Annotated in this window: 26 protein-coding genes and 1 pseudogene; 11 read left to right on the top strand and 16 right to left on the bottom strand. The window is 59.6% G+C overall.

Going from position 1 to position 24,769, the window contains the following annotated elements; genetic code table 11:
- The 4 genes and pseudogenes from NDI87_RS07775 to NDI87_RS07760 form a co-directional block, all read left to right on the top strand.
- A pseudogene (locus tag NDI87_RS07775) lies at nt 1-314 on the top strand (ABC transporter ATP-binding protein); the annotation flags it as partial.
- A 30-nt stretch (nt 315-344) separates the two neighbouring features.
- Nucleotides 345-1,430 carry a nicotinate-nucleotide--dimethylbenzimidazole phosphoribosyltransferase gene (gene cobT, locus NDI87_RS07770; RefSeq protein WP_296274483.1) on the top strand — a complete coding sequence of 362 codons (1,086 nt, stop codon included), beginning with the start codon at nt 345-347 and terminating at the stop codon, nt 1,428-1,430.
- A 49-nt stretch (nt 1,431-1,479) separates the two neighbouring features.
- Entirely contained in the window at nt 1,480-2,334 is an 855-nt protein-coding gene (locus tag NDI87_RS07765; protein ID WP_296274481.1) for an adenosylcobinamide-GDP ribazoletransferase, read from the top strand.
- Nucleotides 2,331-2,909, top strand: a complete 579-nt coding sequence (locus NDI87_RS07760; RefSeq protein WP_296274479.1) for a histidine phosphatase family protein — start codon at nt 2,331-2,333, stop codon at nt 2,907-2,909. Before NDI87_RS07765 ends, NDI87_RS07760 begins: the two co-directional genes overlap by 4 nt.
- 171 nt (nt 2,910-3,080) lie before the next feature.
- On the opposite strand, the gene nth is transcribed toward NDI87_RS07760, so the two are convergent.
- Nucleotides 3,081-3,725 (bottom strand): endonuclease III, encoded by a 645-nt coding sequence (nth, locus tag NDI87_RS07755; protein WP_296274477.1) that lies wholly within the window; start codon nt 3,723-3,725, stop codon nt 3,081-3,083.
- 88 nt (nt 3,726-3,813) lie between these two features.
- Between nth and NDI87_RS07750 the strand changes: the two genes are divergently transcribed.
- Nucleotides 3,814-5,001, top strand: coding sequence for a PLP-dependent aminotransferase family protein (locus NDI87_RS07750; RefSeq protein WP_296274475.1), 1,188 nt, complete (start codon nt 3,814-3,816; stop codon nt 4,999-5,001).
- Nucleotides 5,002-5,016: 15 nt separating this feature from the next.
- Here NDI87_RS07750 and NDI87_RS07745 read toward each other — a convergent pair whose 3' ends face one another.
- The 4 genes from NDI87_RS07745 to NDI87_RS07730 are packed head-to-tail and all read right to left on the bottom strand — an operon-like array spanning nt 5,017 to nt 10,535.
- Nucleotides 5,017-6,513, bottom strand: coding sequence for a diguanylate cyclase (locus tag NDI87_RS07745; RefSeq protein ID WP_296274474.1), 1,497 nt, complete (start codon nt 6,511-6,513; stop codon nt 5,017-5,019).
- Nucleotides 6,506-8,296 (bottom strand): N-acetylglutaminylglutamine amidotransferase, encoded by a 1,791-nt coding sequence (locus tag NDI87_RS07740; protein ID WP_296274472.1) that lies wholly within the window; start codon nt 8,294-8,296, stop codon nt 6,506-6,508. Before NDI87_RS07740 ends, NDI87_RS07745 begins: the two co-directional genes overlap by 8 nt.
- The gene (locus NDI87_RS07735) at nt 8,296-9,606 is read right to left on the bottom strand and encodes a hypothetical protein (RefSeq protein ID WP_296274470.1); all 1,311 of its coding nucleotides are present in this window, start codon (nt 9,604-9,606) and stop codon (nt 8,296-8,298) included. The genes NDI87_RS07740 and NDI87_RS07735 overlap by 1 nt, the downstream gene beginning before the upstream one ends.
- Complete coding sequence (locus tag NDI87_RS07730; RefSeq protein WP_296274469.1) at nt 9,603-10,535, bottom strand: cation diffusion facilitator family transporter; 933 nt, start codon at nt 10,533-10,535, stop codon at nt 9,603-9,605. Before NDI87_RS07730 ends, NDI87_RS07735 begins: the two co-directional genes overlap by 4 nt.
- Before the next feature lie 236 nt (nt 10,536-10,771).
- Here NDI87_RS07730 and NDI87_RS07725 point away from each other — a divergent pair, with 236 nt between their 5' ends.
- Both NDI87_RS07725 and NDI87_RS07720 read left to right on the top strand, forming a co-directional pair.
- Nucleotides 10,772-11,116, top strand: a complete 345-nt coding sequence (locus NDI87_RS07725) for a c-type cytochrome (protein ID WP_366028513.1) — start codon at nt 10,772-10,774, stop codon at nt 11,114-11,116.
- Between the two features lie 81 nt (nt 11,117-11,197).
- The gene (locus NDI87_RS07720; protein WP_296274467.1) at nt 11,198-13,207 is read left to right on the top strand and encodes a cytochrome C; all 2,010 of its coding nucleotides are present in this window, start codon (nt 11,198-11,200) and stop codon (nt 13,205-13,207) included.
- A 227-nt stretch (nt 13,208-13,434) separates the two neighbouring features.
- Here the strand turns inward: NDI87_RS07720 and NDI87_RS07715 are convergent, their stop codons facing one another.
- From NDI87_RS07715 to NDI87_RS07665, 11 genes are all read right to left on the bottom strand, one after another.
- Nucleotides 13,435-13,680: a DUF2789 domain-containing protein gene (locus NDI87_RS07715; protein WP_296274466.1), complete on the bottom strand. Its 246-nt coding sequence runs from the start codon at nt 13,678-13,680 to the stop codon at nt 13,435-13,437.
- Nucleotides 13,681-13,940: 260 nt separating this feature from the next.
- A complete protein-coding gene (gene arsB, locus NDI87_RS07710) occupies nt 13,941-15,008 on the bottom strand; it encodes an ACR3 family arsenite efflux transporter (protein WP_296274465.1) in 1,068 nt (355 codons plus the stop codon).
- A gap of 3 nt (nt 15,009-15,011) precedes the next feature.
- The gene (locus NDI87_RS07705) at nt 15,012-15,512 is read right to left on the bottom strand and encodes an arsenate reductase ArsC (protein WP_296274464.1); all 501 of its coding nucleotides are present in this window, start codon (nt 15,510-15,512) and stop codon (nt 15,012-15,014) included.
- Nucleotides 15,513-15,538: 26 nt separating this feature from the next.
- Nucleotides 15,539-17,305 carry an arsenical pump-driving ATPase gene (arsA, locus tag NDI87_RS07700; protein ID WP_296274462.1) on the bottom strand — a complete coding sequence of 589 codons (1,767 nt, stop codon included), beginning with the start codon at nt 17,303-17,305 and terminating at the stop codon, nt 15,539-15,541.
- A 7-nt stretch (nt 17,306-17,312) separates the two neighbouring features.
- Nucleotides 17,313-17,678, bottom strand: a complete 366-nt coding sequence (gene arsD, locus NDI87_RS07695; RefSeq protein ID WP_296274460.1) for an arsenite efflux transporter metallochaperone ArsD — start codon at nt 17,676-17,678, stop codon at nt 17,313-17,315.
- Nucleotides 17,679-17,729: 51 nt separating this feature from the next.
- The gene (locus NDI87_RS07690; protein ID WP_296274457.1) at nt 17,730-18,059 is read right to left on the bottom strand and encodes a helix-turn-helix transcriptional regulator; all 330 of its coding nucleotides are present in this window, start codon (nt 18,057-18,059) and stop codon (nt 17,730-17,732) included.
- Nucleotides 18,060-18,137: 78 nt separating this feature from the next.
- Complete coding sequence (locus tag NDI87_RS07685; RefSeq protein ID WP_296274455.1) at nt 18,138-18,833, bottom strand: VIT family protein; 696 nt, start codon at nt 18,831-18,833, stop codon at nt 18,138-18,140.
- A gap of 17 nt (nt 18,834-18,850) precedes the next feature.
- Complete coding sequence (locus tag NDI87_RS07680) at nt 18,851-19,084, bottom strand: DUF2798 domain-containing protein (RefSeq protein WP_296274454.1); 234 nt, start codon at nt 19,082-19,084, stop codon at nt 18,851-18,853.
- 20 nt (nt 19,085-19,104) lie between these two features.
- Nucleotides 19,105-19,341 carry a thioredoxin family protein gene (locus NDI87_RS07675; RefSeq protein WP_296274452.1) on the bottom strand — a complete coding sequence of 79 codons (237 nt, stop codon included), beginning with the start codon at nt 19,339-19,341 and terminating at the stop codon, nt 19,105-19,107.
- A gap of 42 nt (nt 19,342-19,383) precedes the next feature.
- On the bottom strand, nt 19,384-20,430 hold the full coding sequence (locus tag NDI87_RS07670; protein ID WP_296274450.1) for a permease: 1,047 nt from the start codon (nt 20,428-20,430) through the stop codon (nt 19,384-19,386).
- 104 nt (nt 20,431-20,534) lie between these two features.
- Nucleotides 20,535-21,059, bottom strand: coding sequence for a sigma-70 family RNA polymerase sigma factor (locus NDI87_RS07665; protein ID WP_296274449.1), 525 nt, complete (start codon nt 21,057-21,059; stop codon nt 20,535-20,537).
- 225 nt (nt 21,060-21,284) lie between these two features.
- Here NDI87_RS07665 and NDI87_RS07660 point away from each other — a divergent pair, with 225 nt between their 5' ends.
- The 4 genes from NDI87_RS07660 to NDI87_RS07645 all read left to right on the top strand — a co-directional run.
- The gene (locus NDI87_RS07660; RefSeq protein WP_296274447.1) at nt 21,285-21,914 is read left to right on the top strand and encodes a nitroreductase family protein; all 630 of its coding nucleotides are present in this window, start codon (nt 21,285-21,287) and stop codon (nt 21,912-21,914) included.
- Between the two features lie 36 nt (nt 21,915-21,950).
- On the top strand, nt 21,951-23,375 hold the full coding sequence (locus NDI87_RS07655) for a DUF3422 domain-containing protein (RefSeq protein ID WP_296274445.1): 1,425 nt from the start codon (nt 21,951-21,953) through the stop codon (nt 23,373-23,375).
- Between the two features lie 82 nt (nt 23,376-23,457).
- Complete coding sequence (locus NDI87_RS07650) at nt 23,458-23,928, top strand: PaaI family thioesterase (RefSeq protein ID WP_296274443.1); 471 nt, start codon at nt 23,458-23,460, stop codon at nt 23,926-23,928.
- Between the two features lie 15 nt (nt 23,929-23,943).
- On the top strand, nt 23,944-24,769 hold an 826-nt coding region (locus NDI87_RS07645; RefSeq protein ID WP_296274441.1), incomplete at its 3' end, for a sugar phosphate nucleotidyltransferase.

Here is a 24,769-nt window from a genome sequence, read left to right as displayed (position 1 = left end):
TGGCCCGCGCCCTGGCCGTGCAGGCGCAGGTGCTGTTGATGGACGAACCCCTGGCCAACCTCGACCCGCCGCACCAGGCTGACTGGCTCCATACCGTTCGCAGCCTGATCGCTCAAGGTAAAACCGTGGTCAGCGTGTTGCATGAGATCTCCATGGCGCTGCACGCTGACGACATGCTCATCATGGCCGCCGGGCGCATCACGCACCAGGGTGCTTGCGGCGATGTGGCCACGCATCGGGCACTTGAGACCGTGTTTGACGGCCGCATTGCCATTCATGCGCTGGGAAACCAGTGGGTCGCCTTGCCAAAATAATTCGAATTTGCCACCTATTAAATTGTCATCATGCTCACACTTCCAATCCTGACCGACCTCCGCTCTTGCGCCTTGACCCAGGCGCTGCAGCACAAGATAGACCACAAGACCAAACCGTTGGGCTCGCTTGGCCGACTTGAAGCGCTGGCCCTGCAATTGGGCGAAATTTTGGACACCGACAGCCCGGTGCTGAAAGACCCGCAATTGGTGGTGTTTGCCGGCGACCACGGGTTGGTGCGCCGTGGCGTTTCAGCCTACCCCAGCGACGTGAGCTGGCAGATGGTGGAAAACTTTCTGGCCGGCGGCGCGGCCGTCAGCGTGTTTTCACGCGCCAACCAGATTGCACTGACCGTGGTGGACTGTGGTGTCAAGCACGACTTTCTGGCGGGCTTGCCTGCCGGTGCCGAGCGTCCGGGTCTGCGGGTGTGCAAGGTGCCCGGAGCCGAGCAGGGCACGGCCGACTCAAGCGAGCAGGCAGCGATGACCCTGCCGCAATGCCAGCAAGCCCTGCAACACGGCGTCAACCTGGTCAAAACCCTGCCAGGTAACGCGCTGTTGCTGGGCGAAATGGGCATTGGCAACACCTCGGCGGCATCGCTGCTGCTGGCGCGTCTGGCAGATCTTGACATTGAACTGTGCACCGGTGCCGGCACCGGCCTGGACGCCGATGCCGTGCAGCGCAAAACCGCCATTCTGCGCGAGGTGCTGGCGCGCCACCCGCAGGCAAAAGCGCCGCTGGACGCACTGGCGGCTTTGGGTGGTTTTGAGATCGCCACCATGGTCGGTGCCGTGCTGCAAGCCGCGCAGGAGCGCCGCGTCATTGTGGTCGATGGCTTTATTGCCAGCAGCGCGGTGCTGGTGGCACATGCGCTGCAGCCGCTGGTACTGCAGCGCTGCGTGTTTGCCCACCGCTCGGGCGAGCGTGGCCACGAGTTCATGCTGCAATATCTGGGTGTGCAAGCCTTGCTGGACCTGGGGCTGCGCCTGGGCGAAGGCTCAGGGGCCGCGCTGGCATGGCCGTTGTTGCAGGCTGCCTGCGCCATGCTGCGCGAGATGGCCAGTTTCGAGTCAGCCGGGGTGTCGGAAAAGACCATCGAAACAGACCTGGCGGTGTAATGTCCAGCGCACGCTTCATTCCCTGTCTCCAGGCTGATCGTTGAACCTCATGCCCTTATTTTTGCTTCAATTCATTCGCCACTATTTGCTGAGTCTGCAGTTTTTCACCCGCATTCCGGTTACCGGACGGCTGGCGGTTTGGGTTGGTTTTAGCCCGGCAATGTTGCGTGCCAGTGCCGGTCATTTCCCCGGGGTGGGTGTTCTGGTTGGTGGTTTGCTGGCACTTTTTACCGCTGGATTGCTGGCCTGGTTGCCACCCACCGGTTCGGCGCCGTTGGTGGCTGCGGCGCTGGGCACGGCTCTGGGCGTGTTGCTGACCGGTGCCTTTCATGAAGACGGCTTGGCCGATGTGGCCGATGGTCTGGGCGGCAGTGCCGATCGGGACCGGGCTTTGGTCATCATGAAAGACTCGCGGGTCGGTGCTTTTGGTGCCATTGCCGTGGTGCTGGTGTTGCTGTGCAAGGTGGCCTTGCTGGCGCTGCTGGGCGATGTCAGCGGGCCGCTACTGGTGGCGGCGCTGTTTGTGGCCCATGTGGCCTCGCGCACCTGGCCATTGCTCACCATTCGTTTGCTGCCGCATGTGGGTGATGCGGCGGGTTCCAAGTCCAAGCCGCTGGCGGATCAGATCAGCGTGTTGGCCTTGTGCGCCGGCTTGCTCTGGTGCGGTCTGACGCTGGCCTTGGTGGTTGTTGTGCAGGCAGACACTGCTTACATTGCCATCCATGTCACCGATGAGGGTTTGCTGCAGGCCCTGATCCATGCGCTCGTGGCTTCTGGCCTTGCCTGGGCCGTCATGACGCGCTGGTTCTGGCGGCGCCTGGGCGGTTTCACCGGGGACTGCCTGGGGGCCACGCAGCAGGTCTGCGAAGTCGCCTTTTACCTGGGGCTGGGGTTGAGCTTGTGATTTGGCTGGTGCGCCACGCGCTGCCGCTGATTGCGCCCGGCGTCTGTTACGGTGCGCTGGATGTGCCCGCTGATGCGGATGCCACACAGCAAGCGGCCCGAGGTCTGGCGCAGCGCCTGCCGCCCGGGGTCCGGGTGCAATCGTCACCACTGCTGCGCTGCCAGCAACTGGCCCAAGCCCTGCAGGTGCTGCGGCCGGATCTGCGTTTTGACACTGAGCAACGCTTGCGTGAGATGAACTTTGGTGCCTGGGAGGGCCAGCGCTGGGATGCCTTGCCGCCTGAAGCCTTTGATGCCTGGACCAGTGACTTTTGGCGCTACCGGGTGGGTGACGGTGAATGTGTGGCCGATTTCATGGGGCGTGTGGTTGAGGTCTGGGATGAGGCGGTTGACGCGTGTTTGCCAGGGGTGCCGCAGGTCTGGCTGACCCATGCCGGGGTGATTCGGGCCGCGCGCTTGATCGCATCCGGTCAGCGTGAAGTGCATGTTGCGGCTGATTGGCCAGCGGCTGCGCCCGGTTACGGCCAGTCCTGGCGTTACCGGGTGCCTTCCCTTTGGGTGGAAGATGCCTGTTGACGCTGGCTCGGTGTGTGGCGGGATGCGCCTTTGCCGGGGCCGCAGCGCGCATTGGGTATCTGACTGCGCTCATGTCCCCCGGTTCGGGCTGACGCCCGAACCTCCTCCTTTACTTCGCTCCGTCAGACACCCAACGCACGCTGCTCGGGTTGTCGGCACCGGAAGGCTTGATCAGCTCTTTGGCTGGGGCGTTTTTTCCTTGAAGTCGCAATACGGCGCCACGGCACAGTGCCAGCATTGCGGCGTGCGCGCCTGGCAGACGTAGCGGCCCAGCAAAATCAGCCAGTGGTGGGCGTGCACCCGGTAAGCCTCGGGGATGCGCTTGAGCAGCTTGTGCTCCACTTCCAGCGGCGTTTTGCCCGGTGCCAGCCCGGTGCGGTTGCTGACCCGGAAGATGTGCGTGTCCACCGCCATGGTCGGCTCGCCAAACGCCACATTGAGCACCACATTGGCCGTTTTGCGGCCCACGCCGGGCAGCGTTTCAAGTGCTTCGCGCGTGCGCGGCACTTCACCGTTGTAACGCTCCACCAGGATCTGGCAGGTTTGCAACAGGTGTCTGGCTTTGCTGTGGTACAGGCCGATGGTCTTGATGTAGCCTTCCAGGCCTTCCAAGCCCAACTCCAGCATTTTTTGCGGCGTGTTGGCCACCAGGAACAGGCTTTGTGTGGCCTTGTTGACGCTGACATCGGTAGCCTGGGCCGACAGCAGCACGGCGGTCAACAGCTCGAACACGCTGCTGTACTTCAACTCGGTCTGCGGCTGCGGGTTGGCTGCGGCGAGGGTGGCAAAAAAATGTTCAATAGCGTTGGCGTTCATGCGTTCAATCGAGAAGCTGGATAAACAAGGGTTTGGCAGGTGCGAATCATCGGTGACAATTTGGTCTCCATTCATCCGAGCTTATCCCATGCAATTCGCCGACCGACTCAATGCCATTGAAACTTCTGCCATCCGTGAACTTTTCAAGTTGCTGGGCAAACCCGGCATCATCAGCTTTGCTGGTGGCTTTCCCGACCCGGCGCTGTTTGACGCCGAAGGCATTGGCCAGTCCAGCGCTGCGGTGCTGGCCAACAGCCCGGGACCGGTGCTGCAATACGGCGCCACCGAGGGTTTTCAACCACTGCGCGAGGCCATCAGTACGTTTATGGCAGGCAAGGGCAGCACGGTGAAGCCAGAGGGCCTGATCGTCACCACCGGCAGCCAGCAGGCGCTCGACCTGATCGGCAAAACCATGATTTCGCCCGGCGACAAGGTGATAGTGGAAGCGCCCACCTTTCTGGCCACCATCCAGTGTTTCCGGCTCTACGGCGCCCACATCATCGGCGCGCCGATCGATGCCGATGGGGTGGATGTTGACAAGCTCGAAGCCTTGATCGAAGAACACAAACCGAAACTGGTGTACCTGATTCCCACCTTTGGCAACCCGAGCGGCGCCACGCTGAGCCTGGCGCGGCGCCAGCGCATTCTGGAAATTGCGGTACGCACGCAGACGCTGATTGTCGAAGACGATCCCTATGGCGAGTTGTACTTTGATGCACCGCCGCCCGCCAGCCTGCTGGCCCTGAGCGACGGTGTTCCCGGCAGCCGCGACTGGCTCGCGCATTGCGGCAGTTTCAGCAAGATCCTGAGCCCCGGCCTGCGCGTGGGCTGGCTGATTGCGCCGCCCGAGTTGCTGGCCAAGGCCACCATGTGCAAGCAGTTCAGCGATGCCCACACCAGCAATCTGACGCAGGCCATTTGTGCCCATTACCTGACGCTCAACCGCTTGAACGACACGCTGGCCGTGGTGCGCCGCACCTACGCCGAGCGCGCCCGGGTCATGGCCGAGTCCTTGCGCCGTGAACTCGGTGATGCCATCACGTTCAACCAGCCCAAGGGCGGCATGTTCTTCTGGGCCAGGCTCACCGGAGCCCATGGCAGCAACCCCAGCGCGCCTGAGTTTGCCAAACGCGCCATCGACAAACTGGTGGCCTTTGTGCCCGGTGCACCGTTCTATGCCCATGACCCGGACATGGCCACGCTGCGCCTGAGCTTTGCCACTGCCGATGTGGCCAGGATTGAGGAAGGCATTGGGCGCTTGGGTCGAGCCCTCTAGTGCAAAGTTTCCAAGCTAATGATGGAACAGACGCACCCGGTTTCGCCCCTCGTCCTTGGCTTGGTACATGGCGGCATCGGCCCACTTGAAAATATCTTCCTGATTGGCCCGCTCGCTGGAAAAAACCGCCACACCCATGCTGACCGTGCATTGGTGCGTGATGCTGGATGCGGCGCTGGCAGCTTGCTGCGTCTGAAGTACATAGGGATGTGACAGCGCCTGACGGATTTTTTCAGCAATGGCAAGGGCCTGTTCCGTCGAATCAGTCTGCGTGTTGCTGAGTTCTGAGATCAGGATGACAAACTCATCGCCACCAAAGCGGGCCACGGTGTCCATCTCACGAACGCACTTCCTGAGTCGGGCGGCGGCATCGATCAGCAAAGCATCGCCCAGAGCGTGGCCATAGGAATCGTTCAGGGATTTGAAGTTGTCCAGATCAAGAAACATCAGGGCGCTGTAGCCGCCGTGGCGTTTGCTGGTCGACAGGACTTGGCGCAAGCGGTCGTCCAGCAGGCGCCGGTTGGGCAGACGCGTCAGAACATCGTAAAACGCCAGTTGTCTGATTTCATTTTCCAGTTTTTTACGCTCGGTGATGTCGTGAATGGAGACCTGAATGGCCGGTTCGCCGTCGTAGTCGATGGCTGTGCCCTGAACCTGGACGTCGATCACCGTGCCGTCGAATTTGAGAAACCTGGATTCGGTGGCAGGGGGAATGGCTTCCCGGTTGATGATGCTTTTCATGCGCTCTGCTTGCGCGGCCCGGTTGTCCGGATGGATCAGATCGGCTGTTTGTGTGGCCAGCAGTGTTGCCGCATCCGGTGCGCCAAATAGCTTGATGACAGCCGGGTTGGCATAAACAATTTTTCCTTGACGGTGCACCAGAATGGCTTCTGGCGACCATTCAATCAGGGTTCGGTAACGGTCTTCACTCTTTTCGAGGGCCAATGCATGCTTCTTCAGATTGTTTTTGGTTTCCTGGAGTTGTTCCAGCCGGTGTTTGAAGGTCCGCATCACAAAAACGATCAAAACAGCGGATAGCAAGGTAATGATGACTTGATTGATCGCGTACACGGCGGTGGGAGGTGCAAGCTGAACCGGTAACCATTGCAGCTGTTCACCCAGCCACAAACCCAGAGTTACGGTCATCGAAAGTCCGGTCATCAATTTTGCGGAACGGGCGCTGTCAAGCCATCCTGCCAGCAACACCAAAATGGGATAGATCACCATCACGGGCGAACGCAAGCCGCCAGAAAAAATGGCGATGCCTGTGATCGTGATCCAGACGCCGGCTATCATCAACTTGATGGCGGCGCTGATTTTGTCGACTGAAATCAGATACCAGCTGACCAGACCCACCGCGAAAAAAGCGGGTGGTCCCAAAAAATTGGCCGGTGAATCAGTGAGCACGGAGCGCAAAACCAGCAACGTAATGAGCGGACCCAGCAACAAGGCTGCGACCATGTGGCGCAGCAAAGGCACCAGGGTGTGATGGGCGTTCAGGTCGTCATTCATGTGGGTCTACATGCACTTGCAGCCACCATTCCAGCAAAGCCAGGTGCCATAGCTTGCTGCCGTTGATGCGGGTAAAGTGTTCAGGCGCTTCGGGCGCAGCCAGCAGCTTGTTGACGTAGTCGCGCTGGTACAAGCCACGTTTGATACAGGCCTCGGAGGTCAACATGCCGCGCATCATTTCCAGGAACGGGCCACGGACATACTTGAGTGCGGGCACCGGAAAGTAGCCCTTGGGCCGGTCAATGACAGAGTCGGGAATCAGACCGCGTGAGATCGCTTTGAGCGGAAACTTGCCACCTTCCCTGAGCTTGAGTTCGGGTGGCATGTGGGCAGCCAGTTGCACCAGCTCATGGTCCAGGAACGGCGTGCGCACCTCCAGACCCCAGGCCATTGGCATGTTGTCGACGCGTTTGACCGGGTCATCGACGATCAGCGTGGTGACATCGAGCCGCCAGATCTGGTCCAGAAATTCATCGGCTTGCGACTTGCTGAGTTCGCCCGCAATCAGCTCGGAGGTGACATCATCCACCTGAAACTTTGGTGCGATCATTTGCAGGTATTCCGCGTGGTCGCGGTCAAAGTAATGCTGGCTAAAGCGTTCAAGTGGCGTGCCACTTGCGGCGTTCATGTTGGGATACCAGAAATAGCCGCCAAAGACCTCGTCAGCGCCCTGGCCCGACATCACCACCTTGACATCCCTCGACACCCGCTCGGCCAGCAGGTAGAAGGCGATCACGTCATGGCTGACCATGGGCTCGGTCATTTGCTCAATCGCCTCCTGCAAGCGGGCCATGACCTCGCTGTTGGCGATGCGGTACTTGCGATGGCGTGTGTTGAAGTGGGCGGCAATCTGGTCCGAGAATTCAAACTCGTCAGCTTTTTCGGCGCCCGCGCCCAGGTCTTCGAAACCGATGGAAAAGGTGCGCAAATCCGGCACCTGGTCGGCCAGCAAACCTACCAGTAGACTGGAATCGAGTCCGCCTGACAGAAGAACACCTACCGGCACGTCAGCGGCCAAAAGGCGGCGCTTGACGCTCAGGCCCAGTTGCTCACGGGTGGCGGCCAGCCACTCGGCCTCAGACCAGGTTTTTTCCGGCCGGGTGGCGTCCAGTGTCCAGTACAGCTGCTCGGTCACCGTGCCGTCCGGGTCAAAACGCAGGGTGGTGGCGGGCGGCAGTTTGCGCACGCCCTTGAGCACGGTGCGTGGTGCCGGCACCACGGTGTGCAGGGTGAAGTGGTGGTGCAGCGCGACCGCATCCAACGCGGTGTCGATGCCACCGCCGGCCAGCAAGGCCGGCAGGCTGGAGGCAAAACGCAGACGCTGACTGGTCTGGTTCAGGTACAGAGGCTTGATGCCAAAGCGGTCCCGTGCCAGAAACAACTGGCTGCTGCGCTGGTCCCAGATGGCAAAGGCAAACATGCCCTTGAAACGCGTGACGCACTGGTCGCCCCAGGCGTGGTAACTTTTAAGGATAACCTCGCTGTCGCCTTCCGAGAAAAACTGGTAACCCTTGGCTTGCAGTTCGCAACGCAATTCACGGTAGTTGTAAATGGTGCCATTGAATACCAGCGTGAGCTGCAGCATGGCATCGACCATGGGCTGGTGGGCATGGGCGGACAGGTCAATGATGGACAGGCGCCGATGGCCGAAAGCCAGTGGACCGTCCTGGTAGGTGCCCGCGTGATCCGGTCCACGGCGTGCCAACTTGTCGGACATGCTGCTGATGGCCGTCATGTCGGGCGCGGTCGCGTCAAATCGCAACTCACCGCAAATACCGCACATCAACAGGTTCCTGTGACAGGCGTTGCGGAGGGCACCACGATCACCGGCGCAAAACCACCGCCCTGGGTGCGAAAGTTGGTGGTTTGACCGGTATACATGCGCGCTGCCAGCAGTTGTACCTGACCGGCATAGCTGTAGGCACGGATGTCGAACTTGAGGTCGGTCTGCACCCCATCGACCTCGATCATGCGCCCGCTCGGCGGCACCAGCGCTTGCGCAACAAAGTCGCTTTCCAGAATCTCGGTCCAGACGCGGCGTGTCAGTTTGTCACCGCGGTAAGCGGCCTTGGCGCCGTAACCCGCCACCGGTTTGAAGAACAATTGACGGCGCTGAGCCCATAGTTCGTCGGCGCGCTCAGGGGTGACCAGACGCGTGACAGGCACGCTGCCTGACAATATTTTGCGGTCGGTAGCCGAAGCCCCCCAAGCCAGCAACAGCTCGTTCTGGCTCAGTGCAATCAAGTTGCGCTTGTCAGCCAGCAGCGCGTGGGCGCGCGGGTGCGGCGTCAGCACCACAGCATTGGCTTCATGCGCCCGGCGCAGGGCCAGGTGGGATGGCTCGGTGAGATAAAAGTCGGTCAGGCGGTTATAGACCATGTCGACTGTCATCCCCCGGTGCATCAGACGGCCGTTTTGCCAGATCAACTCTGACGGGTCGGCGATGGCGGCCTGGATACCATGTTGGCTGAATAACTGGCGAAACAGTTCAAATTCAGGCGCCAGGTATTGGTCCAGCGGGGCATCGTCCACGATCACCACCGAACGCCAGGGGGTGGCACCGCGCTGCAATTGCCACTCGGCAGCAAACATGTCGAAGATATTTTTTTTCAGGGTGTCGCGCCGGGCGCTGGACGGAAAAGCCCAGTCCATCTCGTCGCAGCAGGCCTCTTGCGCGCGCGCCAGTGCCACGTTGAGCAGCAGGCCGCCGGCGTTGGTGTTGATCTCGATGAGTTGCGGTCCTTCCGAGCTGAGGTGAAAGTCATACCCCATGCAGGCGCCCAGCGGACCGAAGTCGTGCTGCGCCGAGGCGTCTGCCCTTGACAGCGCCTGTACCTGGTAGCCGGGCAGGGCGGCGACACGCTCGATGGTTGCGATGGTGGCCGTGATTTGCTGCTGCACTTCTTGCGAGATAAACACCACCGTCGATGAAAACAGGTTGGGCCGGGTCTGCGTGATGTTGGCCATCATGCCCTTCAGGCTCGGCTCGCTTTCAAGTTGTTCACGCAGGCGCGCCAGGTTCAGGGTGCGGCAAAAACAGTCGCGGTTCAGGGTCTCGGCACAAGACCGGACGGTGGCAGGGTTAGGATTCATACAGACCGGGATTCTGCCTCAGTCAGCTTGCTCTTTTTCGGCACGGGAACGCAACTGGGTGTGAATGGTACTTTGACAACCTGCAAGGTGACATGGGTGATCTCGAATCGGTCGTGCATCAGCTCGGTGGCCTCATTCAGAAAGGCGTCGTCAGCATGGCTTTGTGGCATGACCAGATGGGCGGTGAGTGCGACGTGCGAGGTGCCCATGGCCCAGATGTGCAGGTCGTGCACCTGGGCCACGCCGGGCAGGGCAGCCAGGCAGTCGTGCACCGCAGCTGGGTCGATGCGCGCGGGCACGCCGTCAAACAACATGTGCAGGGACTGCTTGAACAGGTCCCAGGTGCCCCACAGAATCACCGCGGCGATGCCCAGACTTACCACCGGATCGAGCCAGGTCCAGCCCTGCCACAGCGTCAGGGCACCGGCCACCACCACACCGGCAGACACCAGCGCGTCGGCCGCCATGTGCAGAAAGGCGCCGCGGATATTCAAATCATGTTCCCGTCCGCCCATGAACAGCAGCGCGGTGGCGGTGTTGACCACAATGCCGATACCTGCCACCACCATGATGGTCACGCCTTGCTCCTGCAACGACACCTCGTTGGACATCAGCCGCCCAATGGCCTCCCAGGCCAGGCCGCCCATGGCCACCAGCAGCAGCAAGGCATTGGCAAAGGCTGCCAGAATGGTGGCGCGTTTCCAGCCATAGGTGTGGCGTGCATCGGGAACCAGCCGGATGGCCAGGGCACCGCCCCAGGCCAGCACCAGGCCGGCCACGTCGCTCAGGTTGTGTCCGGCATCAGCCAGCAAGGCCAGCGAATTGACGCGCCAGCCATAAAACGCCTCGATGCCGACGAAGGCGAGGTTGAGGACGATGCCAATGGCAAAGGCCCGGTTGAAGTTGGCTGGCGCGTGGTCGTGACTCATGGGTTTATTGAATGAGCGCAGTCATGTGAATAAAGGTGAGTATGGTAGCGCTCACTTGGGACACGAACTGGTCGAGTGAATGAAGCGTCTTTTGCTGACCCTGGGAATCTGCTTCATTTGATTTAGATCAATCGTTCGGGAATGACCCGGGCGCTAGAATAAACACACAATTATTGTGTATTCAATCTTCAATACACTGTTTTTCGTGTTTCCCCTTTCACTTCAGGAGTTAAGCAATGTTCAAATCCTCTATCGCCCTCGCCAGTGCATCCGCTGTATTGGCGCTTGCCTTTTTGAGCCCCGCGCACGCTGCGCCCGATGAAGAAGCCGCGAAAGCCTTGATGAAAGCCAATGACTGCACCAAATGCCATGCCGTTGACAAGACCAAGAAAGGCCCGGCATTGAAGAAGATTGCCGAAAAATACAAGGGCAAGGCCGATGGTCAAGCCAAGGTCTTGACCAGCATTACCACTGGCCCGACGGTCAAGCTGGCTGACGGTACCGAAGAAAAACACAAAGTCATCGATAGCAAAGACCAAAAAGAGCTGAAAAATCTCGCTGACTGGATCCTGGCTCAGTAATTCCAGCGCGTATTTCGGCAAGCTCGTGGCCACTGTCCTGAAAGACTGTGGCCATTTTCATTTGTTAATCTGTATTGAATCATGCGACTCAAATCCTCATTACTTTTAGGCGGACTTGCCTGGCTGCTGGGCGCTTGCCTGAGCTTGCCGGCGTTCGCGGCCAGCCCTGCGGCTGAAGTTGCGCCCGCCAAGCTTGACAACGCCACTTGCTTGAGTTGCCACGACGGCAACAAGGGCAAACTGCAAGTGGCGGGTGCCGAAGGCAAAGCACGCGAGTTGCATGCTGTCAAGCAAGATACATTTGGTCAGAGCGTACACGCCAACATGACTTGCGTGGCCTGCCACGCCGACATCAAGGACAACGCCGAAAAAGCCAACGCGCATGTCAAGGACCCGGCGCTCAAACTCGCCAAGGTCGATTGTGCTGGTTGCCACCAAAATCTATGGGACGAAGCCCAAAAATCCGGCAACGCCAAAGACAAGCCCCGGCTTGAATTGGTTGCAAAAAACATCGAGGCGTACAAGGGCTCATTTCATGCCCGCCCCAATGCGGACGACCCCACCCAACCCAATGCCTCGTGCGACAACTGTCACGACACGCACACCTTCAATGTGCCTGTCAAGGACACACCACAGTACGCCACATGGCGCTTGAGCATCTCCAACAATTGCGGTACTTGCCACGAAGACCAGCTTGAGGATTATGCTGGATCCATTCACGGCAAGGAAGTGCTTGAAAAGAACAATTCCAAAGCGGCCGTTTGTTCTGATTGCCATGGTTCCCATGCTGTCACCGGCTCGTCTGGCGACCCTTTCAAGCTGGCTGTAACCCAGCAATGCGGCAGCTGCCATGAAGCTAATCTGAAAACCTACATGGCCACTTACCATGGCAAGATCAGCACCTTGGGTTATGCCTACACGGCCAAGTGCTACGACTGCCATGGCAGCCACAAGGTGTTGAAGGCTGATGACCCCAAATCAATGGTGCATGTCGACAACCGCCTGAAAACCTGCCAGTCTTGCCACAGTGGCAAGGAAGACCTGGCCCTGGCGCCGGAAGGCTTTACGTCTTTCCAGCCCCATGGGCATGGCGGCGACTTCAACCGTTACCCTCAAATCTGGGTCGCCTGGCAAATCATGATTCAATTGCTGGTCGGGACCTTTGGCTTCTTCTGGTTGCACACGCTGCTGTGGTTCTTCCGTGAATACAAGGAGCGCAAGCTGCGCAATACACAGCCGCATATCAAGATGGAGGCACTGCCTGCCCACCTGCAAGGCAAACATGTGCGTCGCTTCAGCCCGATCTGGCGCTTGGCCCACATCACCTTTGCCTTGAGCCTGATGATCCTTACCTTGACCGGCATACCGCTGTTCTTCCCAAGTTCGCCTTGGGCAGTGCCGCTCATGACGGCGCTCGGTGGCCCGAACATCGCTGGTCTCATCCACCGGGTGAGTGCGGTGATCTTTGCCGGTGTGTTCTTCTGGCACCTGTTCTACATCACCTGGCGCATTGCCAAAAACTGGAGCACCTTCAAGTTCTTTGGTCCGGATTCGTTGGTGCCTAACCTGCAGGACGGTAAAGACATGATTGCCATGTTCAAGTGGTTCTTTGGCATGGGTCCACGTCCCAAGTTTGACCGCTGGACATACTGGGAGAAGTTTGACTACTGGGCTCCGTTCTGGGGTGTGACCATCATTGGTGTCAGTGGTTTGATTATGTGGTTCTCCAACTTCTTTGGTTCGTTCTTGCCGGGTTGGGTGTTCAACGTGGCAGCTATCTTCCACGGGGAAGAGGCGTTCCTGGCGGTGGTGTTCCTGTTCACCGTGCACTTCTTCAATAACCATTTCCGACCTGACAAGTTCCCGCTGGATGTGGTGATGTTCACCGGCACTTTCTCACTTGAAGATTTCAAGCATGAACATGCCAATGAGTACGACCGTCTGGTTGCCAGCGGCGAGCTTGAGAAGTATTTGGTGGACGCGCCTTCAGCAGGCAAGATGGCGGCCTCCCGCGTCTTGGGTTTTGTTCTGATCGCCTGCGGCTTGACTCTGCTGACACTGGTGGGGATCGGGTTCTTCACGCAAGTCTGATCGTTACCGGTTCGCTGTGAAACTAATTGGCCCTGTCGGAAATTCCGGCAGGGCCAATTTCAATTTACGTGGGCGCAGCGCTTGACACCTGAGATGGCCTTGCGTGGTCGGGTAACAAGAGCAGGTGCTGTGGTTGAGGAAGTGACGCAGGGTTATGCCAGCTTACAGATAGAGATAGCCGGTTGGTGCGGGTGTATTTCCCGGCAAGTAAGCGTTATGACGCTGATTTAAAGCTGAACTGGTCCGCGTAGCGCTACACTCAATTGGTCCGCCAGTTCGGCCCAGTCGGCATCCTGCATACAGGCCTCGCGCAAGAACGCCGCCTGAGCTGGAGTCCAGAAGTCGGCATTTGACAGCTTGACATCAAAGGCCAGCGGTGAATGCGATCTGATGAATTCCCCAATGCTGGCGGCATCGTTGGACAAACCCAGCTGGGCAAACAAATCATGAAAACGGTGAATGGCGGTGTCCATGGCGACGCTCACAGCATTTCCAGAGCAATCGTCGTGCGCACCGGCTTGCATGCCATTACTTGTCGTGCAGTCAATTTTTTACCCCTTAGAAAAATTAAACGCGATCGCAACCATCGCATTCTTGCAAAGCGACAAGCTGGATACACCGTCTATGTGTCGCAAATCGTCGCCATGAAGGTATTCTGGTTGTGCTTGGCATCATGGGTGTTGTCAATGCTCAATGGCGCTGCACATCTTGGCAGCAAGGCAGGTTATGCTCTTTATGCCCGTTCGTACCACCCTTTGGAGCGGTTCACGATATTCACCACCAGCAGCATCACCGGTACTTCGATCAATACCCCCACCACCGTGGCCAGCGCCGCGCCCGAGTTAAATCCAAACAGGCTGATAGCCGCTGCCACGGCCAATTCAAAGAAGTTGGAGGCACCAATCAGCGCTGATGGGCAAGCAATATTGTGTTTTTCACCCACCGCACGGTTGAGCAGGTAGGCGAGGCCCGAGTTGAAGAACACCTGAATCAGAATCGGCACTGCCAGCAGCGCAATGATCAGCGGCTGTTTCAAAATGGCTTCGCCCTGAAACGCGAACAGCAGCACCAGCGTGGCCAGCAGCGCGGTGATGGACCACGGGCCGATTTTTTCCATGGCGGCATCAAAAGCGGCCAGGCCTTGTCGTAACAATGATTTGCGCAGCACCTGGGCCGCGATCACGGGGATGACAATGTACAAACCGACCGAGATCAGCAAGGTGTCCCACGGCACGGTGATGCTCGATAGCCCCAACAAAAACGCCACCAGCGGCGCAAACGCCACCACCATGATGCTGTCGTTCAAAGCGACTTGTGACAAGGTGAACAGCGGGTCGCCACCCGTTAATCGGCTCCAGACAAACACCATGGCCGTGCACGGCGCGGCAGCCAGCAAAATCAGTCCGGCAATGTAGCTGTCGATCTGGTCGGCGGGCAACAGCGGTGCAAACAGCGTGCGGATGAACAACCAGGCCAGAAACGCCATCGAAAACGGTTTGACCAGCCAGTTGATAAACAAGGTGACACCAATGCCTTTAGCGTGTTTGCGCACTTCGCCCAGTGCCGAAAAGTCCACCTTGAGCAGCATCGGGATGATCATCACCCAGATCAGCCCCCCCACCGGCAGGTTGACTTGCGCCACCTCCATGCGGCCAATGGCCTGGAACACGCCGGGCAGGAACTGCCCCAACGCAATTCCCGCCACGATGCACAAAAAGACCCACACCGTCAAATAACGCTCAAACACGCTCATCGGCGCGCCCGCAGCGCGTTTACTGGTAACTTCACATTGGGCACTCATGGTTTACTCCTTGCTCAGCTCGCGCGCAGTGCTTTGAATCAGGGTTTTTTCCAGCTTTTCCGTTGGCAAACTGATCAGAATATCCAGGCGACGCTTGAGCGCGTGCAATGTTTTGCGAAACGCCTCCAATTTTTGGTCATCGCTGCCATCACCCGCTGAGGGGTCAGGGTAACCCCAATGTGCAGTGGCTGGCTGCCCCGGCCAATAGGGGCACACCTCGCCCGCCGCGTTGTCGCACACGGTGATCACCAGATCCATGTGGGGTGCATCGGGCTTGCCAAACTCGTCCCAGCTTTTGCTGTGAAGCCCTTCCGTGGAAATGCCAGACTGCTGTAACACCTGCAAACCCAGCGGATTGGGCTGCTGGTTGTCACGCGGGCTGCTGCCCGCCGAATAGGCCTTGAAGCGCCCCCGGCCCATGTGGTTCAGGATGGCTTCAGCCAAGATGCTGCGCGCCGAGTTATGGGTGCACAAAAACAGCACGTTGAGAACTTTGGTGGTCATTGGAGATGTCCTTGGATATAAAAAAATTAGCTTAGATTACCCGCGAGCTGTGTCAGGCGTGTGACGCCGACGGGCTCGTCGCGCAACAGGGGAACCAATGCATAACGCTTGGCGTGGCGGGTGGCCACGGCGTCAATCTCGCGCAGCTCGTTGTGGGCACGCTGCAGCAACAGGGGCGAACTCACCTTGGCGGCAGCCACACTGTTGTTGATGACCCAGGCCCAGGGCTCAATGCCAGCGCGGCGCAAATCAGCTTGCAAATTGGCAGCTTCCAGCACCGGTGTGGTCTCAGCCAGCGTGACGATCAGCACCTTGGTTTGCGTTGGGTCTTGCAACTGCATCATCGGCGTGGTGAAGTGCCTGCCCGTGCTGCCCATCTGGCGCACGATGTCGCGGTGGTAGGCGCCGGTGGCATCGAGCAGCAGCAGCGTGTGGCCGGTGGGGGCAGTGTCCATCACCACAAACTTTTTGCCGGCCTCGCGAATCACGTGTGAGAAGGCCTGAAACACGGCAATTTCTTCGGTGCAGGGCGAGCGCAAGTCTTCTTCCAGCACGGCGCGGCCTGCGGCATCGAGCTTGGCGCCTTTGCTGGCCAGAACCTGGGCGCGGTAGGCCTCGGTAACTTCATGCGGGTCAATGCGACTCACCGTCAGGTGATCCAGTGTGCCGCGCAGCGTTTCCATCAGATGCGCAGCTGGGTCAGACGTGGTCAGGTGCACCTCATGGCCGCGCGTGGCGAGTTCCACCGCAACGGCAGCCGCCAGCGTGGTTTTGCCGACGCCGCCTTTGCCCATCAACATGACGAGGCCGTGGCCTTCAAGCGCGATGTTGTCTACCAACGACGACAAACTGGGTGCGTTGATCTTGGGCGCGTCGACTGATCTGTCTGGCGCCTCATTGGTTATTGATTGGGTGGTCAGCAATTGTTTCAAAGCAACCAGACCAAACAGGTTGAACGACTTGAGTTCGATTTGATCGGTCGGCAAATTGCGCAAGACGTCGGTCAGGTTTGCCAGCACTTCCTGCTCGCGTTGGTAGATTGCTTGCGCCAAAGGGTCACCCGCTGCTTCAGCCTCGGGGAACACGCCGTTGATCACCAAATACTGTTTGCTCAATCCAATGCCAGCCAACTCGCCATGGGTGCGGGCGGCTTCATTGAGCGTGGCCGCTTGTGCCCGTGCCACCAGCACCAGACGGGTTTTTTGCGGGTCCGCCAGGGCATCCACCGCCGCCTTGTATTGGGTGCGTTGTTTTTCCAGCCCGGCCAATGGCCCCAGGCATGAGGCATCGCCCTTGCCGTCTTCCAGAAAGCCGCTCCAGGCACCTGGCAACTGCAGCATGCGGATGGTGTGGCCGGTGGGCGCGGTGTCGAAGACAATGTGGTCAAAGTCTTGGGTGAGGGTGCCGTCAACCAGCAAGGCCGTGAACTCGTCGAACGCGGCAATCTCGGTGGTACAGGCGCCAGAGAGCTGTTCTTCAATGCCTTTGACCACGCTCTCGGGCAGGATGCCGCGCACTGGCCCGACGATCCGGTCGCGATAGGCCTGGGCGGCGGCTTGCGGGTCAATCTCCAGCGCGCTCAGGTTAGGCACTTGAGTCACCGCGGTGATATGGTTGCCAATGCTGATGCCAAACACCTGGCCGACGTTGGAGGCCGGGTCGGTGCTGACCAGCAACACACGTTTGCCAGTCGTGGCCAACTGAATCGACGCGGCGCAAGCGATGGATGTTTTACCCACGCCGCCCTTGCCAGTGAAGAATACAAACCGTGGGGCTTTATCGAGGAACTTCATGCCTGTCCTAGCAGCAAGCGCCGCCGGAGCAGCAATTGTTCTTGACCGCTTGGTCGGGTGTGGCTTGGGGCGCATTACCCAGCCATCGCGTCAAGTCAACTCGCGATGGGTAGCGCCCGGCAAAAGCCACCTCGCCATCAACCAGGGTCACCGGCAAGGCAGCTTCGCCCGAGCGTTCCAGCAAGGCTTTGACGGCTGCGTTTTCGGCAAAGGCCATGGGTTGTTGCGCCAGGTTGAAGCGCTCTATGGGTAAGCCCTGCTGTCTGGCCCAATCGACGTCTGCCGAAAAATCGACTAGGGTTTGGTCTACATCGGTGCCGCACACACCACTGCTGCAGCACAGGGCGGGGTCAAAGACTTGAATTTTTTTCATGGTGATTCCTTCTGGCAAGCAGTGAAGTTAAACAGGCAACAGGGGGCAAATTCAGGCGCAGACAGGTGCCAGGCAGGTTTCAGCACATTGATCGGGGTGACCCGCGCAGCACTCGGCTGTGAGGTAAACAATCAGATCCTGCATCAGCGCCAGGTTGGCGCGGTAACGTTGATAACGACCCTCTTGCACCACCGACACAAGCTGTGCATGCGTCAAGGCTTTCAAATGGAAAGACAAGTTGGTCGGTGGCACTTCCAGCGCAGTGCCAATTTCTCCTGCCACCAGCCCTTGCGGGCCGGCTTTGACCAGCAAGCGGTAAATGTCCAGTCGTACGGCTGAAGCGAGCGATTCAAAAACGGTGGTGGCGAGCAATTTGTCCATCTCGCAATATTACAATAATTATTGAATAGTTGAAATAAATAACAAAATAATATCCTCTGGTGTTGGCCGCCACCGGGGTCACAAGGCAACACCAAACAACCAGCCGACACCTGCCGTACAGGCCATCGCCAGTGCCCCCAAAAATGTCACGCGAAAAATGCCTTTGACAATGCCGGCACCACCCATGTGGGCTGCCAAGCCACCCAGCATGACCAGAAACAGCAACGAGGTGCCCGCCACCACGGGCGTCAGAGAAGCGTAGGGCACAAGCCAGACTGTCAACAGGGGCAAGCCGGCGCCAACGATAAATGACAGTGCCGACACCAGTGCCGCTTGCAGTGGATTGGCGCTCACGGCGTCAGAAATACCGAGTTCGTCACGGGTGTGGGCCTCCAGCGCATTTTTGGCTGTCAATTGCGTTGCCACCTGGTGGGCGAGCTCGGTGTCCAGCCCGCGCCGCACGTAAATGGCTGCCAGCTCGGCCAGTTCACGCGCGCCATCGGTGGCCAGCTCGTGTCGCTCGCGCGCGATGTCGGCCTGCTCGGTATCGGACTGCGAACTTACCGACACATATTCGCCCGCCGCCATCGACATGGCGCCAGCGACCAGACCAGCCACGCCGGCTACCAGAACGGCACTCTGGGTGGCGCTGGCAGCCGCTACACCCAGGATCAGACTGGCGGTGGAGACAATGCCGTCATTGGCACCCAGCACGGCGGCGCGCAGCCAGCCTATGTGCTGGGTCCGGTGGTATTCAGACTGAATGCCGGCCATGGTTTGCTTGCTGCGCGTCAGGCGGGGGAGACGTCCAATAGCCGACCCGTCAATTTTCGCGCCACCGGTGCCAGGAAAAAGATCACCGGCACACCCACCACATAAGCAATGGCAAAGGCCTTCATCCACAGCCTGAAAAAGTTTTCAGTCAAGCCGACATTGACGAAAGTGATGACCAGCGTCATCAGGAAAATCATCATGGCGCCCATGACCAATAAAAACACCAGATGGAATTTTTTCTGCGGATTCATGTCGTTGTTCCTTGTCAAAATCATGTTGCCGTCAGCCACTGCTCAACCTTGTCGCGGCTCGGAACGCCACCGGCATGCACCACTTTGCCGTTGATGACCACGCCGGGCGTGCTCATCACGCCAAAACGCATGATATCGCGCAGTTCATCCACTTTTTCGAGTTTGACCGTGACGTTTCTGGCCCGGGCGATCTGGTCGATGAGGGCGATAGTGGCTTGGCAGTTGGCACAACCGGTGCCGAGAACCTTGATGTCCATGAGATTTCCTTGAAGTTGAAATTGAGGTCTAAAAATGTCCGGCTACAGCACCGCGTTGAATACAAAACCGACCAACAGGATGCCGCCGGCCACCACCGCGACAAAGGTGGCGATCAGCCGCACCTTGAGCACCTTGCGCAGAATGATCATCTCGGGCAGCGACAGGGCTATCACGCTCATCATGAAGGCCAGCACGGTGCCCAGCGCCGCGCCTTTGGCCAGCAAAGCCTGCACGATCGGGATTACGCCCGCGGCATTGGTGTACATCGGCACACCCATAATCACAGCCAATGGCACGCTCCACCAGGCGTCTTTACCCATGAAACTGGCCATGAACTCTTCGGGCACATAGCCGTGGATCAGCGCACCCAGCGCAATACCGACCAGGATGTAGGGCCAGACCTTGCCGACAATTACCTTCACGGCCTGAAAGCCGCCTTCAATACGCTCGCCCAACGACATGCCCCTGACCTCAAATTCGGCGGACGTTTTGGGCATGTCGCGCACCCAGTCTTCCAGGCACGCTTCCATTTTGAGTCGGCCAATGATCCAACCCGCGACGATGGCCACGCTCAAACCCAGGCCCAGGTAAAGCAGTGCCACTTTCCAGCCAAACATGCCGAACAACAGCGTCAAAGCCACCTCATTGACCATCGGCGCCGAGATCAGGAACGAAAACGTCACCCCCAGTGGCACGCCGGCCTGAACAAAACCGATGAACAGCGGCACCGCCGAGCAGGAGCAAAACGGCGTCACGATGCCCAGGCTGGCCGCCATCACGTTGGCTGCGCCCGCACTGCGCCCGGCCAGCAGGGCGCGCGTGCGCTCCGGCGTGAAATAGCTGTTCACCATGCCCATGACAAACACCACGGCGGTCAGCAACAGCAATACCTTGGGCGTGTCGTAAAAGAAAAACTGCAAAGCACCGCCGAGGTGGCCGGCGCGGTCCACCGGCAGTGCCGCTACCAGTGCTTCAGAGGCCGGGATCAGTGTGTTGTAAAGCACCAGCCAGATGATGGCGGCCAGGGTCAGGAATAGGATAGGCTGGCGCATGTGCCAGGATTTGTGCGATACGGTCAGCGTGTTCATGCCTGTGAAGACGGCAGGCCAGCCAAAAAGATGCACGGAATTGAATAATTTTTTGCGTTATCGCAAGTGGGTGACGGCCTGCTGCCGCATGTGCAGCGGCAGGGTCAGCGACGCGGCACAAAGTCGCTCACGCGCCCGCCCTCATCCATTCGCACCTGGCAGGCCTGGCTCATTTGCGCGCGCAGCCGGACCCGGGCGCGCTGAATGCGCGACTTGGCGGCACTCAGGCTCAGCCCCCTGGTCCGGGCAAAGTCGGCTTGCGCCATGCCCTGCAGGTCGCACAGGGTGATGGCTTCGCGATCCTCGATGCTGAGTTCAGAGAGTACCCTTGGCAGGCAGGTGGTCAGGTGATCAATTGTGTCGGTGTCGTCCGCTGGTGCCATTAAATCATCGGGTACTGCGACCATGTGGTGTGCCATGCGCAAGTGATCGGCCAGCAGGTTGCGCGCTACTTCAAACAGCCAGGCACGCGCGTTGTGCAGGTCACAAAACCGCTTGTCCTGGCGCAGGGCTTTCAAAAACAGATCCTGTAGCAGGTCATCGACGAGTGCCGTGTCGCCCACGCGATGGCGCAACCAGCCGCGCAGTTCAGCGGCATGCAGGGTCCAGGCGGTGGTGAGGCAGTTCATGAATCAGCGAATTCATTATCTTTTGAATCCGGAATGCCAACTTTAGCCGAACTGAAAAAATCATCGGACCGGAGTGGCATTTCGCACATCGGCTCACCGGTGTCGACTGGCGCGCCTGGTCAGCAGCGGGCGCATCCCGACGGTCGCTGAAGTGCAAAAGTGGCTAACCGCCTGAGCGCAGCGCAGAATCAGGCACACTTGAGGTTGAGCACACAGGAACACCAGATGGATTTACCCCCCGGCTTTGATTATTCGGAATTCACCAACACACTGATTCATTCGCGCCAGCATGTGGCACCACGCCGACTGGTCGATCCGGGTCCGTCCGGGCCACAAATTCAGAGTATTTTGGGCTCGGCCGCGGCGGCCCCCGACCACGGGCAACTGCTGCCCTGGCGTTTTGTGCTGGTGCCTGTGGAGAAACGCGAACTGCTGGCCGAGGTGTTTGGCCTGGCGCTGCAAGACCGCGACCCCACAGCCACGACCGAACAAATTGACAACGCACGCGACAAGGCCCACCGCGCCCCTTTTTTGATGCTGGCCATTGCCAGGCTGGCCGGCAGCACGCCCCAGCGGGATGCGCAGCGGCTTGAGGCTGGTGAGCTGGCCGTGAGTGATGCCGAGCGTTTGGTGTCGCTCGGTTGTGCCATTCAAAACGTGTTGTTGGCGGCCCACGCCATGGGGTTTGGCTCGGGCCTGACCAGTGGCCAGGCGCTGGTATCACCCCGGCTGCGGACGCTATTTGGCCTGCATGTTCATGAGCAGGCCGTGTGCTGCATCAATATTGGCACCGTTGCCAAGGGCAAACCAGCGCGCTTGCGTCCGGAAGTGGCGGCATTTGTCAGCAGCCTGTGAGGTTGTGACCCACAGAACCCCGGCAAAATAGCCTTCATGCAAATCACCACCCCAGCTGATCCTGAACCTCCTGTGCTTCAATGGCTGCCACCGGACGATCCAGATCGCACGATCCTGCACAACGAGGTCCACGCCCGCCCGTCTGCACGCATCCGCTTGCCGGCGCTCGTGGTCCAGGTGGCGGTGCTCAACGAGGGCGTGAGCCGCGAGGCCGAATGCGCCCACCTGAACCGCTTGTCCGGCCAGACCGGGCTGACACCGGAGCGCTTGCAGGACAATTTCTTGCGCCTGCGCCTGGACGGCTTCACCGTCAAGTGGGAGCGTCACACCGAATTTACCCGCTACGCCATCGTTCAGCCGCTGCCCGAGCACGCGTTGCTCGGCGCGTCCGAGCCTGATTTGCTGCACAGTCTGGCGGTGCCGCCGCAATGGCTGGCGCAGATTCCGGGGCGCACCGTGGCCGCGGTGCAACTGGCCATGCTGAATGCGCCGCTCGATGATGCCACGGCCTTGATGGCGCAGGCGGTGCGCTGGTTCGGTAGGCGCACTGTGGTGGCCTCGCTGCTGGGCAGCAATGCTGCCAACGGGGCGGGGCCGGGCGCAGAACCCGCCAACCGCCACGGCTATGAACACCCCATGGGCCATTCCTGGGCCTTGACGCAGTTTCGCCTGCAGCCTGACGGCTTCGAACGCATGCTGGTGATCGCGCCCGAAGGCACCAGCCAGACCCGCGCTGGCCGCATTGCCGCGCGTTTGCTGGAGCTGGAAACCTACCGCCTGATGGCGCTGCGTGGCCTGCCAGTGGCCAAGACCCTCGGGCCGATGCTGGCGCAAGCCGAAAGCGACCTGGTGCGCATCACCGCCCAGCTGGAAAACAAGTCGGCCTCCGACCAGGAGTTGCTCGACACCCTGGTGTCATTGGCCGCCAGTGTGGAGCGTGCCACTGCAACCCACAGTTACCGCTTTGCCGCCACCCAGGCTTATTACGCGCTGGTCAATCAGCGCATCAGGGAGCTGCGCGAAAAAGCCATTCCAGGCACCCAGACCCTGGGTGAATTCATGCAGCGCCGCTTGTCGCCGGCCATGGCCACCGTGGCAGCCACAGGGCAGCGTCTGGCCTCCTTGTCAGAGCGGGTGGCGCGGGCCAGTGATCTGTTGCGCACCCGGGTCGACATTGCCACCGAAGTGCAAAACCAGCAATTGCTGGAAAAGCTGACCCGCGGCCAGGAGCTGCAATTGCGCCTGCAAAGCACGGTGGAAGGCCTGTCAATTGCCGCCATCTCGTATTACGTGATCAGCCTGCTGCTGTACGGCGGCAAGGCGCTCAAGGCGGCGGGTCTGCCGATCAACCCCGAAATGGCTGCCGGCGCCCTGGTGCCGGTGGTGTTGTGGGTGGTGTGGCGCACCACGCGGCGCATCCATGCCAAGCTGCAAGTTGGCCGCCAAGGGCCTGAAAATTGATAAATGTCAGCCTCTTTGACCTGGGGCTGAGGCGTAATGAGGATCTTTAAAAAAGACTTGATTCACTGACCAGGAGACACGCGTGAAAGCCTTTCAGGACTATTACCCCGAGAACCTGTCGCACTGTTATGGTTGCGGCGCCAAAAATGACCATGGCCACCGCATCAAGACCTTTTGGGAAGGCGATGAGACCGTGACCCGGTTTACGCCCGAGTCCTATCACACCGCGGTGCCCGGGTTTACCTACGGCGGCCTGCTGGCCTCGCTGATCGATTGCCACAGCACCGGTACCGCTGCGGCGGCCATGTACCGGCAAGAGGGGCGTGCCATGGACACGCTGCCCGCATTTCGCTTTGTCACCGGTTCGCTGCATGTCGATTATTTGAAGCCCACGCCGATTGGCGAGACGCTGGAAATTCGCGGCCGCATCAAGGAAATCAAGGGTCGCAAGGTGGTGATCGAGTCCACCGTGTATGCCGCTGGTGTGGCCACCGCGCGTGGCGAGGTGGTGGCCATCCAGATGCCCGAGAACTTTGGTGTGGCTACGGCCTGACCGGGGCGCGACATGATGGGAAGCCATCAAGAACTGGAAGAGGTCGAGCGCAGAGTGCAGGACCCCCGATTCATCAGCCAGCTGACGCGCAATACCTTTGCCCTCATTCTGGCAGGTGGACGTGGCAGCCGGCTGCATGAACTGACCGACATTCGCGCCAAGCCGGCGGTGCCGTTTGGCGGCAACTTCCGTATCATCGACTTCACGCTTTCCAACTGCGTCAACTCGGGCGTGCGCCGGGTCGGCGTCGCCACACAGTACAAGGCGCAAAGCCTGATCCGGCATTTGCAACTGGGCTGGAGTTTTCTGGACGGGCGCCTCAACGAATTCATCGAGATCATGCCGGCGCAGCAGCAATCCGACGAAGTGCACTGGTACCAGGGCACAGCCGACGCGGTGTTTCAGAACCTGCGTGAAATTCGCCATGCCAAGCCCGAGTTCGTGCTGATCCTGTCCGGTGACCACATTTACCGCATGGACTATGGCCGGGTGCTGGCCGCCCATGTGGCGCGACAGGCCGACCTGACGGTAGCCTGTATCGAGGTGCCGTTGGCTGAGGCCGGCAGTTTCGGCGTGATGTCGGTGGATGATGCGGGCCGCGTGCTTGACTTCACCGAAAAACCGGCCCAACCGCAGCCCATGCCCGGTGTGGCTGACAAGGCGCTGGCCAGCATGGGCATTTATGTCTTCAACACCCGTTTTTTGATTGAGCAATTGCTGCGTGATGCGGACGACCCCAGGTCGAGCCATGATTTTGGCAAAGACCTCATTCCGCACTGCGTCAAACGCTACCGCACCTTCGCCCAGAATTTTGCCGAAAGTTGTGTCAGCGAGCCAGGCA

The organism is Rhodoferax sp. (genome assembly GCF_023701345.1).
Classification (GTDB): Bacteria; Pseudomonadota; Gammaproteobacteria; order Burkholderiales; family Burkholderiaceae_C; genus Rhodoferax.
This window is presented reverse-complemented; position numbering and strand designations above follow the sequence as displayed.

Coding starts and splice junctions, on each gene's coding strand:
- NDI87_RS07690 (WP_296274457.1), bottom strand. CDS start 18,059: ATGGACAAATTGCTCGCCACCACCGTTTTTGAATCGCTCGCTTCAGCC.
- NDI87_RS07660 (WP_296274447.1), top strand. CDS start 21,285: ATGGATTTACCCCCCGGCTTTGATTATTCGGAATTCACCAACACACTG.
- NDI87_RS07765 (WP_296274481.1), top strand. CDS start 1,480: ATGCCCTTATTTTTGCTTCAATTCATTCGCCACTATTTGCTGAGTCTG.
- NDI87_RS07705 (WP_296274464.1), bottom strand. CDS start 15,512: ATGACCACCAAAGTTCTCAACGTGCTGTTTTTGTGCACCCATAACTCG.
- NDI87_RS07730 (WP_296274469.1), bottom strand. CDS start 10,535: ATGAGTCACGACCACGCGCCAGCCAACTTCAACCGGGCCTTTGCCATT.
- NDI87_RS07665 (WP_296274449.1), bottom strand. CDS start 21,059: ATGAACTGCCTCACCACCGCCTGGACCCTGCATGCCGCTGAACTGCGC.
- NDI87_RS07715 (WP_296274466.1), bottom strand. CDS start 13,680: ATGGACACCGCCATTCACCGTTTTCATGATTTGTTTGCCCAGCTGGGT.
- arsD (WP_296274460.1), bottom strand. CDS start 17,678: ATGAAAAAAATTCAAGTCTTTGACCCCGCCCTGTGCTGCAGCAGTGGT.
- NDI87_RS07740 (WP_296274472.1), bottom strand. CDS start 8,296: ATGTGCGGTATTTGCGGTGAGTTGCGATTTGACGCGACCGCGCCCGAC.
- NDI87_RS07750 (WP_296274475.1), top strand. CDS start 3,814: ATGCAATTCGCCGACCGACTCAATGCCATTGAAACTTCTGCCATCCGT.
- arsB (WP_296274465.1), bottom strand. CDS start 15,008: ATGAGTGCCCAATGTGAAGTTACCAGTAAACGCGCTGCGGGCGCGCCG.
- NDI87_RS07670 (WP_296274450.1), bottom strand. CDS start 20,430: ATGAACACGCTGACCGTATCGCACAAATCCTGGCACATGCGCCAGCCT.
- NDI87_RS07725 (WP_366028513.1), top strand. CDS start 10,772: ATGTTCAAATCCTCTATCGCCCTCGCCAGTGCATCCGCTGTATTGGCG.
- cobT (WP_296274483.1), top strand. CDS start 345: ATGCTCACACTTCCAATCCTGACCGACCTCCGCTCTTGCGCCTTGACC.
- NDI87_RS07675 (WP_296274452.1), bottom strand. CDS start 19,341: ATGGACATCAAGGTTCTCGGCACCGGTTGTGCCAACTGCCAAGCCACT.
- nth (WP_296274477.1), bottom strand. CDS start 3,725: ATGAACGCCAACGCTATTGAACATTTTTTTGCCACCCTCGCCGCAGCC.
- arsA (WP_296274462.1), bottom strand. CDS start 17,305: ATGAAGTTCCTCGATAAAGCCCCACGGTTTGTATTCTTCACTGGCAAG.
- NDI87_RS07745 (WP_296274474.1), bottom strand. CDS start 6,513: ATGAATGACGACCTGAACGCCCATCACACCCTGGTGCCTTTGCTGCGC.
- NDI87_RS07720 (WP_296274467.1), top strand. CDS start 11,198: ATGCGACTCAAATCCTCATTACTTTTAGGCGGACTTGCCTGGCTGCTG.
- NDI87_RS07685 (WP_296274455.1), bottom strand. CDS start 18,833: ATGGCCGGCATTCAGTCTGAATACCACCGGACCCAGCACATAGGCTGG.
- NDI87_RS07680 (WP_296274454.1), bottom strand. CDS start 19,084: ATGAATCCGCAGAAAAAATTCCATCTGGTGTTTTTATTGGTCATGGGC.
- NDI87_RS07735 (WP_296274470.1), bottom strand. CDS start 9,606: ATGAATCCTAACCCTGCCACCGTCCGGTCTTGTGCCGAGACCCTGAAC.
- NDI87_RS07655 (WP_296274445.1), top strand. CDS start 21,951: ATGCAAATCACCACCCCAGCTGATCCTGAACCTCCTGTGCTTCAATGG.